Annotated in this window: 12 protein-coding genes and 1 pseudogene; 6 read left to right on the top strand and 7 right to left on the bottom strand. The window is 72.6% G+C overall.

What is annotated here, in order from left to right; genetic code table 11:
- The first annotated feature begins 8 nt into the window (after window positions 1–8).
- Complete coding sequence (locus ACWC2T_RS05390) at window positions 9–779, top strand: DUF72 domain-containing protein (RefSeq protein WP_450669132.1); 771 nt, start codon at window positions 9–11, stop codon at window positions 777–779.
- 35 nt (window positions 780–814) lie between these two features.
- On the opposite strand, the gene ACWC2T_RS05385 is transcribed toward ACWC2T_RS05390, so the two are convergent.
- A complete protein-coding gene (locus tag ACWC2T_RS05385) occupies window positions 815–1183 on the bottom strand; it encodes a GntR family transcriptional regulator (RefSeq protein WP_450669131.1) in 369 nt (122 codons plus the stop codon).
- Between the two features lie 71 nt (window positions 1184–1254).
- On the opposite strand from ACWC2T_RS05385, the gene ACWC2T_RS05380 reads away from it, so the two are divergent.
- The gene (locus tag ACWC2T_RS05380; protein WP_450669130.1) at window positions 1255–2187 is read left to right on the top strand and encodes an N-acetyltransferase family protein; all 933 of its coding nucleotides are present in this window, start codon (window positions 1255–1257) and stop codon (window positions 2185–2187) included.
- Window positions 2168–2668 (top strand): DUF402 domain-containing protein, encoded by a 501-nt coding sequence (locus ACWC2T_RS05375; protein ID WP_450669129.1) that lies wholly within the window; start codon window positions 2168–2170, stop codon window positions 2666–2668. Before ACWC2T_RS05380 ends, ACWC2T_RS05375 begins: the two co-directional genes overlap by 20 nt.
- A gap of 11 nt (window positions 2669–2679) precedes the next feature.
- Here the strand turns inward: ACWC2T_RS05375 and ACWC2T_RS05370 are convergent, their stop codons facing one another.
- Complete coding sequence (locus ACWC2T_RS05370; RefSeq protein WP_450669128.1) at window positions 2680–3303, bottom strand: class I SAM-dependent methyltransferase; 624 nt, start codon at window positions 3301–3303, stop codon at window positions 2680–2682.
- A gap of 112 nt (window positions 3304–3415) precedes the next feature.
- On the opposite strand from ACWC2T_RS05370, the gene ACWC2T_RS05365 reads away from it, so the two are divergent.
- Window positions 3416–3550 (top strand): hypothetical protein, encoded by a 135-nt coding sequence (locus ACWC2T_RS05365; RefSeq protein ID WP_351206817.1) that lies wholly within the window; start codon window positions 3416–3418, stop codon window positions 3548–3550.
- A gap of 13 nt (window positions 3551–3563) precedes the next feature.
- Here the strand turns inward: ACWC2T_RS05365 and ACWC2T_RS05360 are convergent, their stop codons facing one another.
- Window positions 3564–4022, bottom strand: coding sequence for a GNAT family N-acetyltransferase (locus ACWC2T_RS05360; protein WP_450669127.1), 459 nt, complete (start codon window positions 4020–4022; stop codon window positions 3564–3566).
- Entirely contained in the window at window positions 4019–4480 is a 462-nt protein-coding gene (locus tag ACWC2T_RS05355) for an SRPBCC family protein (protein ID WP_450669126.1), read from the bottom strand. The genes ACWC2T_RS05360 and ACWC2T_RS05355 overlap by 4 nt, the downstream gene beginning before the upstream one ends.
- 46 nt (window positions 4481–4526) lie before the next feature.
- On the opposite strand from ACWC2T_RS05355, the gene ACWC2T_RS05350 reads away from it, so the two are divergent.
- On the top strand, window positions 4527–5141 hold the full coding sequence (locus ACWC2T_RS05350) for a TetR/AcrR family transcriptional regulator (protein WP_450669125.1): 615 nt from the start codon (window positions 4527–4529) through the stop codon (window positions 5139–5141).
- A 146-nt stretch (window positions 5142–5287) separates the two neighbouring features.
- A pseudogene (locus tag ACWC2T_RS05345) lies at window positions 5288–6248 on the top strand (lytic polysaccharide monooxygenase auxiliary activity family 9 protein).
- Window positions 6249–6298: 50 nt separating this feature from the next.
- Here the strand turns inward: ACWC2T_RS05345 and ACWC2T_RS05340 are convergent.
- From ACWC2T_RS05340 to ACWC2T_RS05330, 3 genes are all read right to left on the bottom strand, one after another.
- Window positions 6299–7159, bottom strand: a complete 861-nt coding sequence (locus ACWC2T_RS05340; protein WP_450669124.1) for an esterase/lipase family protein — start codon at window positions 7157–7159, stop codon at window positions 6299–6301.
- Between the two features lie 265 nt (window positions 7160–7424).
- Complete coding sequence (locus ACWC2T_RS05335) at window positions 7425–8432, bottom strand: DNA polymerase Y family protein (protein ID WP_450669123.1); 1008 nt, start codon at window positions 8430–8432, stop codon at window positions 7425–7427.
- The gene (locus ACWC2T_RS05330; protein ID WP_450669122.1) at window positions 8429–11854 is read right to left on the bottom strand and encodes a DNA polymerase III subunit alpha; all 3426 of its coding nucleotides are present in this window, start codon (window positions 11852–11854) and stop codon (window positions 8429–8431) included. Before ACWC2T_RS05330 ends, ACWC2T_RS05335 begins: the two co-directional genes overlap by 4 nt.
- Window positions 11855–11943 lie beyond the last annotated feature (89 nt).

Genomic DNA, 11943 nt, shown 5'->3' with positions numbered 1-11943 from the left:
ATGGTGCTGTGACCTTGTTCGTCGGCACCTCCGGGTGGCAGTACAAGGACTGGCGGGACCTCGTCTATCCGGCCGGGGTCCCGGCGCGGCTGTGGCTGGAGGAGTACACGCGCCTGTTCGCGACGGTGGAGATCAACAACGCGTTCTACCGTCTTCCCTCCCGTGAGAACTTCGCAGCGTGGCGGGACCGGGTTCCGGCGGACTTCACGGTCGCGGTCAAGGCCAGCCGCTATCTGACCCACATCAAGCGTCTGAAGGAGCCCGAGGAGCCGGTCCACCGCCTGATGAGCCATGCGGCGGGCCTCGGCGACCGCCTGGGCCCGGTCCTGCTCCAGCTCCCCCCGACGCTCCGCGCCGACCCCGCGCTGCTGGACGCCTGCCTGGCCTGCTTCCCGTCCGGTACGCGGGTCGCGGTCGAGCCGCGCCACGACTCCTGGTGGACACCCGAGGTGCGGGCGGTGCTGTCGGCCCGGGGCGCGGCCCTGTGCTGGGCGGACGTCCTGGCCCGCCCGGTCACCCCGCTGTGGCGCACCACCGGCTGGGGCTACGTCCGCTTCCACCAGGGCCGCGCCCACCCCTGGCCCCGCTACGGCAAGCGGTCCCTGGAGACGTGGGTCGACCGCATCGCGACGACGTGGGAGCAGGGAGAGGACGTGTACGCGTACTTCAACAACGATCCGGGCGGGGCGGCGGTGCGGGACGCGGTGACGTTCGGCAGAGCGGCGGGACGGGCGGGGCTGCCGGTGACCCGGATCCCGGAGCTCGCAACACGCCAGTAGTCACCGAGCCTCCATGACCGAACCTCCCTGACCGCTCACTCCCCATAGACCGCCCGCACGGCATCGCGTACCGCGGCCAGCGCCTCCGACTCCCCCAGCCCCAGCCGCCGCACCCGCTCCGCGTACGCCTGCGCGGCCAGGGAGGCCTCACGTTCCGCGGCCGAGCCGGCGGCAGCCACGAACGTTCCGTTGCGCCCCCGCGTCTCGATCACCCCGTCGCTCTCCAGCGCCCGGTAGGCCTTGGCGACCGTGTTCACCGCGAGGCCCAGGGACTCGGCCAGCCCCCGCACGGTCGGCAGCCGGTATCCCACCGGCACTGCTCCGGACCGCGCCTGCTCGGAAATCTGCGCCCGCACCTGCTCGTACGGGGGCGCGCTGTCATCGATGCGGATCTTCAGGCTCACGGGCCGATTGTCCCGTACCCGGCGGAAAATGAGAGGCATCCGCGGCCCGCAGCCCCGTACGGTGCCTCACCATGACAGTGATCGTGCGGGATCTCCGCCCCGACGTCCCGGCCGACACCGAGGGTTTCGCCCGGGTCCGCCATCTCGCCCTGCCGTACATCCTGTTCACCTCGGACTCGGTCCGCCACAACGCCGTCCACATGCCGCCCGAGGCCCGCTACCGCCCGCTGGTCGCGGAGGAGGACGGCGAGGTGATCGGCACGGCCCAGGTCCACCTGGCCCACGACAGCACCGAGCCGGGCCAGGGCCTGGTGAACATCCATGTCCGGCCGGACCGGACCGGTCGCGGCGCCGGTGGGCTGCTGCTGCGGGCGGCCGAGGAGCACCTCGCCGCGCAGGGCGCGACCAGGCTGCTCAGCTGGGTCCTCGACGAGCCGGCCAGCCACGCCTTCGCGCAGCGGCACGGCTACCGCGGGAGCCGGCCGGCCCTTTTCCTCCGCCTCGATCTGGCGGGCGCCGCTCTCCCGCCGCTGCCCCGGACCCCGCCGGACGTCGAACTGCGCACGGCCGCGGACTTCGCGGACGACCCACGCCCGCTGTTCGAGCTGGACGCGGAGACGATGCTGGACGAACCGGGCGACGTCGATTTCGCGTACACGGACTACGACGCCTGGGTCGAGGAGTACTGGAAGCATCCGCTGCTGGACCGTGGCCTGACGGTGGCCGCGTGTGTCGACGGCCGTCCCGTCGCCTTCAGCGTGGCCTACACCGACCGCGCGACCGGCGGCTACTCCACCGCGATGACCGGTACCGCCCGTGCCCACCGCGGCCGTGGCCTGGCCAAGCTCGCCAAGATCCACTCCCTGTACCGGGCCCGCGCCGCCGGTCTCACCGAGGCCTTCACGGGCAACGACGCCGGCAACGAGCCCATGATCGCGATCAACAAGTGGCTCGGATACGAGGTCTGCGCCAGGGAGGTGCGCTATGTCCGCGAACTCGGCTGAACCGACGGCCCGGTTGGAGGTCGTGCTGGTCAAGGCGGGCCGGACGAAGATCCGTTACCCGGCCGAGCTGCTCGCCGACGACGGCACCCGCATCGCCGTACGCGCGCCCTGGGCGGGCTCCGGCCTGCGCGACTTCGGCTTCGTCCGCTTCGAGGCGGGCGACGTCTTCACCGAGTACTACTGGCGGAACCGCTGGTACTCGGTGAAGGAGGTGCGGGCCGCCGACGGCACGGTGAAGGGCTGGTACTGCGACATCACCCGGCCGGCCGTCCGCACCGCCGGTGAACTGGTCGTGGAGGACCTCGACCTGGACCTGTGGCGCTCCGCCGACGGCAGCGACGTACGGCGTCTGGACGAGGACGAGTTCGCGGAGAGCGGCCTGACGGAGACGGACCCCGAGGCCGCGTCCGCCGCCGTGGCCGCCCTCGACGAACTCGAGTCGCTGGCCCGCACCGAAGACTTCGAGAAGCTGCTGGCCTGATGCCCTCGCTCTCACACCACGGCCACCACCGCGTACCGCTCGTCCTCCACCGGCCTGCCCCACAGCACGCAGTCGCCGGACAGCCGCTCGACGCGCACGTCCGAGGTCAGCGGTGCCAGCAGCGCGGCGAGTCGGTCGGCGGGGATGCCCACGGGGTGCAGCGTGCCCCAGACACCCTCGACGAGCACGAAACGGCCCCCGGGGCGCAGCAGGTCCCGCCAGTGCCGCAGGATTCTGGCGGGCTCGGGGAGGGTCCACAGGACATGCCGTACGAGGACGACGTCGAAGCGCTGCTCCCCCACCGGCGGCGTCGCGGCCTGACCGCGCAGGATCACGGCGTCGCGCCCGGCGAGCTTGGCGCGGGCCCGCTCGACCATGGCCGGGGACGAGTCGACGCCCGTCACCCGGTGTCCCTGTTCGGCGGCGAGGAGCGACAGGCTGCCGGTGCCGCAGCCGAGGTCGAGGACGTCGGCGGGGCGCTCGGGCAGCCAGGAGCGGAGCCGGTCGGCCCAGGCCGCGCGGGTGCCGGGGTCGCGCAGGCCGTGGTCGGGCTCGTCGTCGAAGGCGTCGGCCTCGGCGTCCCAGTCGACTCCGAGGACACCCGCCGCAACCGTGTCGTCACTCTTGTTCGTCATACCCGAAGAGTGACAGCCGCCACTGACAACCCGGCTCCGATGAGGAACTCTCGCCCAAAGCGTCTACCACCGTGACACCACGGAAACCCGGTAGGCACTGAAGGAGGCAGCCATGCGCCGCGTCACCGTGCAGAAGCCCCTGAAGAAGACGGACAGCCGCCGGACCCGCGACGAGGCGGAGGACCGCCCCGCGGGACGATCCGAGGTGCGCAAGGACATCGCGCGCACCTGGTGGCCCGACGGTTGACCCGCCGCGGCCGTCAGTCCAGCCGCTTGCGGTAGTGGATCCGGTCGTAGGGCCCGTCGACGCGGCGTTCCACGACCTCGTATCCGTACTTCGGATAGATCTGCTGGTTCTCCCACATCAACGCGTTGGTGTAGAGCCTGATCTCGCCGAGACCCAGCGCACGCGCGCGGGCGTCGACGAAGTGCAGCAGCCGTCGTCCGATGCCCGTGCCGTGGGCGCCGGGGCGGACGGCGATGCTGTCCAGGAAGAGGTGGTCGGCGAACGGCTCGACCACGACCAGCCCGTCGACGGGTTCTCCGGTGACGAACACCTTGCCGGCGGCCACGTCCGCGGTGTGATCCGCCTCCATGGGCTGCGGCACCACACCGATGCGCGCGATGTAGTGGTGGTAGGCCGCATCCGTCACCGCCTTGACGGCCGGCACGTCCTCGGCGACGGCCGGCCGCACCCGCTCGGGGTTCTCCTCGATCATGGACGTACGCTATCCGCCCGGGCCAACTCGGCGGCCAGGCGCCGCATGACCGTGCGGTTGGCGCGTTCCATCACGCTCCGCACGACGGGGGCGAGCAACCGGTCGGCCAGCGGGGCGCGCACCCAGGCGTACGTGAACGAGACACGGCTGCCGCCGGCGGGCAGCGGGTCGATGCCGTAGGTGCCGTGGGCCAGGCGCCGGCCGGCCGCGCTGACGTTGCGTTCGACGATCCGCCGCGGCGCCTCGGCCTCGACGACCTCGATGGTGACGTCGGTCCGCACCCCGCCCAGTGCCGCGGTGACCCCGGCGCACGCTCCGACGCCCCGGCGGGGGCCGCTGTAGTGCCAGTCGGTCAGGTAGTGGTCGGTGAACCGCTCGTGGTGAGCCATGACATCGAGGAAGTCGTAGACCTGCTCGGGCGTCTGTGCCACGTCGATCGACACGGTGACAGGCTTCATGTACCACACGGTACATGCATCATGTACCGATTGGTACACTCGCGGCGTGGTGAAGACGGGCGACTCGCATCCCGGCGGCGAGGCCGGGCACGGCGCGGACCGGGACCGGCGCGCACACCTGGTGGACGCGGCTGTCGACCACGTCGCGGCGCACGGCATCGCGGACCTGAGCCTGCGCCGCCTCGGCGCCGCGATCGGCGTCAGCCACCGCATGCTCATCCACTACTTCGGCTCCAAGGAGCAGTTGCTCGTCGAGATCGTCCGGACCTCGGAGCGACGCCAGCGCGAGCTGCTGTCGCGGCTCCGTCTGGAGCCCGGCCGCTCGCCGGCCGACGTCGCGCGGCTGCTCTGGCGGCAGCTGACGGACCCTCGGCTGGCCGGTCAGGAGCGGCTCTTCTTCGAGATCTGCGGGCACGCGCTGCGTGGCCGCCCCGAGGCCGTCCCGGTCCTCGAAGGGCTCGTGACGGACTGGCTGGAGCCGCTGGTGGCCGCCGAGACCGGCGCCGGGGCGGACCCCGTGACGGCCCGGAACCGCGCCCGGCTGGGACTCGCCACGGTCCGCGGTCTGCTGCTCGACCTCCTCGCCACCGGTGACCGCGCCGGCGTCGACGCGGCGATGGAGGAGTTCCTGCGGCTGTACTACGGACCGGACCTTTCCTGAGCCCTCGGTTAGTCCTGCCTTAACGGCGCCATAAGGATGTCCTCCGCCCGCCCCCAGCAGGCCCTTTCACGGTTTCTTGGGGCTAGCTTCGGATCCACCCCCACGGGATCCGCCCCGCCGAAGGTCCGTCTGTCGAGGAGTTCCGCATGCCCGCTCGTGCCCGCCGCGCGCCCGCCGTCGCCGCCGCGCTCGGCCTGCCGACCGTCGCCCTGGCCGTGCTCGCCGCCGCTCCGGCGTCCGCGCACGGTTCGATGGGCGACCCGGTCAGCCGGGTCTCGCAGTGCTACGCGGAGGGCCCGGAGAGCCCGAAGTCGGCCGCGTGCAGGGCGGCCGTGGCGGCCGGCGGCACCCAGGCGCTGTACGACTGGAACGGCATCCGGATCGGCGACGCCGCGGGACAGCACCGGAAGCTGATCCCCGACGGCAAGCTGTGCAGCGCGGGCAACGAGGAGTTCAAGGGCCGACCTGGCCCGCGCCGACTGGCCGGCGACGCGCGTACGCGGCGGGTCGTACACCTTCAGGTACCGGGTGACGGCGCCGCACAAGGGCACCTTCAAGGTGTATCTCACCAAGCCCGGTCACGACCCCGCGGGGCCGCCGGCCTGGTCCGAGCTGGATCTGGAGCACCCGGTGGCGACGGCTACCGACCCGGTCGCCTCGGGCGGCTTCTACACGTTCTCCGGCACGCTTCCGAAGCGGTCCGGCCGGCAGCTGCTGTATACGATCTGGCAGCGCTCGGACAGCCCGGAGGCGTTCTACTCCTGCTCGGACGTGGACTTCGGCGGCGCCGGCGCGGGGAGCACGGGCTCCACCCCCGCCCCGACCGCCTCCGCGCCCTCCGAGCGGCAGATCGCGGCCGGCGCCGGCAAGTCGACGATGCGGCATCACGGTCACGGCTACGGGGGAACGAACACCCCCGCACCACAGCCCTCCGCCGCGCCCAACACGCCTGCGGCTACCGGTACTTCGCGCGACCTCGCGGAGACCGGCGCCTCCTCCGGCACCTCCTACGTCGCGATCGGCGGCGCGGCGGCGCTGGCGCTCGGTTCGGCTGCGCTGTTCCTGTCGGTGCGGCGGCGCGCGGTGGGTGGCGCGCACCGCCGCTGAGGTTCCGGGGCCTGTCCGGCGGCTCAGGCCGGACAGGCCCCGGCGGCACGTCAGCTGAAGGCCGAGGCGCAGGTGGTGGCCGTGGCGTGGGCCGGGTCGAGCGCGTCGGCCACCTCGTGGAAGGCGATGCGGTCGAACAGGCCGATGGCGACGTGCTCGGAGAGGTCGAGCGGGCAGAGGTCCTGGAGCAGGACGTTGTGGACGTCGGAGCCGCTCAGGTAGTCGCTCTGCCAGGGGGTGGCCACCTCGTCGTACTTGGTGGCGATGACCGTGTAGTGCACTCCGGGGACGGTGTCGCCGCCCGCGTTGAGCTTGGTGAGGAAGTCGGAGCCGGGGACCTGGTCGGCGAGGCCGGGGGTGGTGGCCTTGATGAGGTCCGAGGCGCCGGGGAAGTACGGCAGCAGGTTGGTGAATCCGCTCAGCGAGGCGCCGTGGTTGTCGGGGGCGAGGCCCACGAGGGCGTTCACCTTGGCGGCACCGCCGAGGAACTTCAGGTAGTAGCGGGGCATCATGCCGCCCTGGGAGTGACCGACCAGGTCGGCCTTGGCGGCTCCGGTCGCGGCCAGCACCTTGTCCACGAAGGCCGACAGCTGCTCGGCCGACTTGTCGATGGGGCCGAGGCCGTAGAAGAGGGGGACGCCGGTCAGCTGGCCGTAGTCCAGGGAGTAGACGCAGTATCCGCGGTCCTCCAGGTAGGGGGCGAGGGAGAGCCAGTTGTCGACCGAGTTGCCCAGGGTGCCGTGCACCAGGACGACCGGGCGGGGATGTTCGGCGGAGGGCTTGCAGGACCAGTCGTTCCAGCCGCTGCTGGGCGCCGTGTCGGCGGCGGCCGTCGCGGCGGGGACGGTGGCGACGGCGGCGGTGAGGAGGAGCGCGGCGAGGGGTCTGAGCGCACGTTTCCAAGGCAGCATCGGGTGATCTCCTTGCGGCTCAAGGGAGGTGGGGGCCTTACCCTGTGATCCGGATCACGAGGATGCTGTTCACCCGTCAAGTTACGGGCGAGTAGCCCAGCTGTGAAGTTACGCGTCAGTAAAAACTTCCAGTGATAACCGGAGCGCCGCTCGACCCCTGACGGACCATCACCGGGCAGGCCGGATCGGACCACAGGGCGCCATCCGCGCCAAACACTCCCCCAGCACCCGCACTTCACGTCCTAGACGACCGACGGCAGCCGTATCACGCCGCCCTGGGCCAACTGACCCCCGTGGAGCCGCCGCCGCGCCCCAGCGCCCCCGGCATCACGGCGCGGGGCCCGAACCTCGCCCGCGCGCGGTCCGCGACCTCCTCGATGCGGCGGACCTTCTCGTCCACGGGGTCGAAGGTGAGCTGGTGGGAGGCCTGGTCGGCGGGGGCCAGGCCCTCGGCGCGCAGAGTGAGCGCGCGGACCCGGGCGCGCTGCAGGCCGAGCGCGTCGTACATGCCGTAGGCCGCCTTCGTCAGCGCCGCCGAGTGTGCGGTCGGCTCCTTCAGGGTGCGGCTGCGGGTGGTCGAGGACCGGTCGGCGTAGCGCACGGTGAGGGTCAGGGTGCGGCAGACCTTCTGCACCGCCCGCAGCCGGGCGCCGAGCTCCTCGGCGGCGGACAGCAGCGCCCTGCGGTGCAGGTCGGGGTTCAACTCGTCGAGGTCGAAGGCGCGTTCCGTGGCCAGCGACCGCGAGACGGCGTTCGGCACGACCCGCCCCCGGTCGATGCCGCTCGCCTGCTCGCGCAGTTCGCGGCCGGCCTTCGCGCCGATCAGCCGCTGGAGCGTGGACAGCGGCGCGGCGGCGACCAGGCCCAGGGTGTCCAGGCCGTACTCGCTCAGGGTGCGGGCGGTCGCCGCGCCGACCCCGGGCAGCGCGGCGACGGGCTTGTCGGCGAGGAACTCGGCGACGGCGTCCTCCGGCACGACACACGTCACCCCGGGCCGGGCGCCCTGCAGCGCCACCCGGGCCAGCATCGGCCCCGGACCGGCGCCGATCGCACAGTCGACGCCGTACAGCGCGAGGGCCCGCACCCGGATCACCGAGGCCAGCTCCACCGCGCTGCGCCCGAAGTACCGCTCGGCGCCCCGCAGATCGGCCAGCACCCCGTCCGGCGGTAGTGCCTGAACGACCGGGGTGAAGTCCTCCAGCAGCCCGAGCAGTCCGGGCAGGGCCGCCTCGTACATCGGCGGCAGCTGGAAACGTACGCAGAGGATGGTCATCCCGCACTCCCCGGACTCTGGTGCCACAACTTCCTCAGGGCAGCAGGCCCTTGTGAGGCCTCCTGCCCCGCGGGCCGCAGATCGGCCCACGGATGCATCTCGTATCCGGTCGGCAGCTGGATCCGCCGCCCACCGGTCGGGTCGCCGCCCGCGTCCCCGGCCACCGGCTCCGCGAGCCGTGCCGCCACCTCGTCGAGCCCGCCCTCGGCACGCAGTTCCACCAGCTCGGCGAGGTTCCAGGCGGCGGAGCCCACCACACTCAGACTGCGCGGGCCACGCCGCTGCACCACTCCCCGCACCAGCAGCAGCCACGAGTGGAAGACGGTGTGGGCGCAGGCGTCGTGCGAATCGTCGAAGAACGCGAGGTCGACCAGCCCCGTGCCGTCGTCCAGCGTGGAGAAGATGACCCGCTTGCCGGAGCGGATCGGCGGGGTCTGGGTGGCCGCCTTGGCGCCCGCGACCAGCACGGTCTCGCCGTGCCGCGCCTCGCGCAGCCGGCGCGCGGAGACCACGCCCAGCTCGTCCAGGAACGTGCGGTAGTCGTCCATCAGGTTGCGCGAGGCGTCCATGGACAGCACACCCAGCTCTGCGCTGAGCTTCTCCGCCGAGGTCAGGTCGGGCAGCCCGGCCGAGGCGGTCTTCCGCCCGCCGGCCAACGGCAGTTGGCCGCCGCCACCGCCCCGGACGCCCCGGTGGAGCTCGGTCAGGTGCAGTTGCAGATCGCGCCGGTTGGCGCCGAAGGCGTCCAACGCCCCCACCTGGGCGAGCCTTTGCGCCAGCGGCCGGCTCGGTCGCGCCCGCTCCCAGAAGTCCACCAGGGAGGAGTACGGCTGCCCGTCCGCGATCCTCTTCGCCTCGGCCTCGCTGATGCCGTGCACATCACAGAGGGCGAGCCGCAGCCCCCACACCCCGGACTCGGACACCAGTTCGATCCGATGGGCGACCCCGGACACGTTCACGTCCAACGGCAGGATCGGCACCCCACGCCGCCGCGCGTCGGCCAGCAGCAGCCGCTTGGGATACATCCCCGGGTCATGCGTGAGCAGCCCGGCGTAGAAGGCGGCCGGGTGATGGGCCTTCAGCCAGGCCGACTGATACGTCGGCACGGCGAAGGCGACCGCATGCGCCTTGCAGAACCCGTACGACCCGAAGGCCGCCATGATCTCCCAGGTGCGCCGAATCGTTTCCGCGTCGTACCCGTTCCCTGCCGCCTGCTGTGCGAACCACACCTTGATCCGCTCCTGCGACTCCGGGTCGGACAGCCCCCGCCGCACCCGGTCGGCCTCGCCCCGCCCGCACCCGGTCATGATGGCGACGATGTCGATGACCTGCTCGTGGAAGACGACGACCCCGTACGTCCCCGCCAGCGGCCGCTCCAGATCGGGATGCGGGTATCGCACCGGCGCCCGCCCGTGCCGCGCCTCGATGAAGGGCCGCACCATGTCGGCGGCGACGGGACCGGGCCGGAACAGCGAGATGTCGACGACCAGATCATGGAAGGTGCTCGGCTGCAGCCGCCCCACCAGGTCCCGCTGCCCCGGCGACTCGATCTGGAAGCAGCCCAGCGTCTCGGTGGACCGGATCAGCCGGTACGTCTCCGGGTCCCCGGCCGGCACCGCGTCCAGGTCGACCCGCTCGCCCGTCACCCGCTCCACCTCGGCGACCGCGTGCGCCATGGCCGACTGCATCCGCACGCCCAGCACATCGAGCTTGAGCAGCCCGAGGTCCTCCACGTCCTCCTTGTCGAACTGCGACATGGGCAGCCCCTCACCGCTGGTGGGCACCACCGGCGTACGGGCGAGGAGCGAGGCGTCGGACAGCAGCACCCCGCACGGATGCATGGCGACCCCGCGCGGCAGGGCGTCGAGCGCCTCGACGAGCTCCCACAGCCTGCCGTACCGCTGCTTCTCCCCCGCGAGCCGCCTCAGCTCGGGCAGCTCCTCCAGCGCGGCGCGCGCGTCCCGGGCCCGGATGTGCGGGAAGGACTTGGCCACCCGATCGATCTCGGCCGGGTCCATGGACAGCGCGGCGCCCACGTCCCGGATGGCGTGCCGCACCCGGTAGGTCTCCGGCATGGACACGGTCGCGACCCGCTCGGCGCCGAACCGGCCGATGATCGCCCGGTAGACCTCCAGCCGCCGGGCGGACTCCACGTCGATGTCGATATCGGGCAGCACCACCCGCTCCTTGGAGAGGAAGCGCTCCATCAGCAACCCGTGCTCGACCGGATCGGCGTGCGCGATCCCCAGAAGGTGATTGACGAGCGACCCGGCCCCGGACCCCCGGGCGGCCACCCGGATCCCCATCCTCCGCACGTCATCGACGACCTGAGCAACAGTCAGAAAGTAAGAGGCGAAGCCGTGATGGGCGATGATGTCCAGCTCGTGGCGCATCCGCTCCCAGTACTCGCGCCGCCCGCCGTACCCGAGCCGCACCATCCCGGCCACCGCCCGCGAGGCGAGGGCCCGCTGGGCGGTGCGCCGCCCGGCACCCACCAGATGCGCCTCGGGAAAGTGCACGGTCCCGATGCCGAGGTCCCCCTCGGGGTCGACCCGGCACCCGGCGGCCGTGGCCAGGGTCTGCTCCAGCAGCCGGTGGGCGGTGTCCCGCCGGTATCCCGCGGCCTCCACGACCCGCTCGCCGACCTGCAGCATGCCCTGCGCGTCCTTCAGCCAGGCCTCGCCGGAGTCCAGCTCCCCGCGCGGGTCGATCGGGACCAGCCGTCGCGCGGCATCCAGCACATCGGCGACGGGCCCCGCCCCGGGATCGGCGTACCGGACGGCGTTGCTGAGCACCGGCCGGACCCCCTGCTCGGCGGCGAAGCCGACGGTACGGGCGGCCAGCCGCAGCGAGCCGGGCCCCGTACCGCCACGACCGTGCCAGACGACCTCCAGGCGCAGCGCGTCGCCGTAGACCTCGCGCCAGGGGCCGAGCAGCTTCGCGGCCCGGTCGGGACGCCCCGCGGCAAGGGCCCGGCCCACGTCCGACCCCGGGCCGAGCAGCACGGTCAGGCCGTCGCCGTGATTGTCCGGCCAGGGCAGCAGGGGCACGCCTTCTCCCGTGTGCGCCGCCGTGACGATCCGGCACAGGTCGGCCCACCCCCGGGCCCCGTCCCGGGCGAGAAAGATCACACGGGGGGCCGACTCGTCCACGAAGGCCCCGCCCCGCACCGGCACCTTTCTCCTCTCGCGGCGTACGGCCTCGGCCGCACCCACCGCCAGATCCACCCCGAAGACCGGCCGCACCCCCACCCCGGCGCAGGCCCTGGCGAACCGCACCGCCCCCGCGACGGTGTCCCGGTCGGTGAGGGCGAGCGCGTCCATCCCCCGCTCCGAGGCACGCTCCGCCAGCCGCTCCGGATGGGATGCCCCGTACCTCAGGGAGAACCCGGAGACGGTGTGCAGATGCGCGAAGCCCGGCACGCGCACCTCCCGCACTCGTGAGCCCCGAACAGCTCTCGAACATCAGTTCCCTACTTCCACCCCCACCATACCCCCATTCTCGAACGTGT

It is taken from the genome of Streptomyces sp. NPDC001393 (genome assembly GCF_053597455.1).
This window is presented reverse-complemented; position numbering and strand designations above follow the sequence as displayed.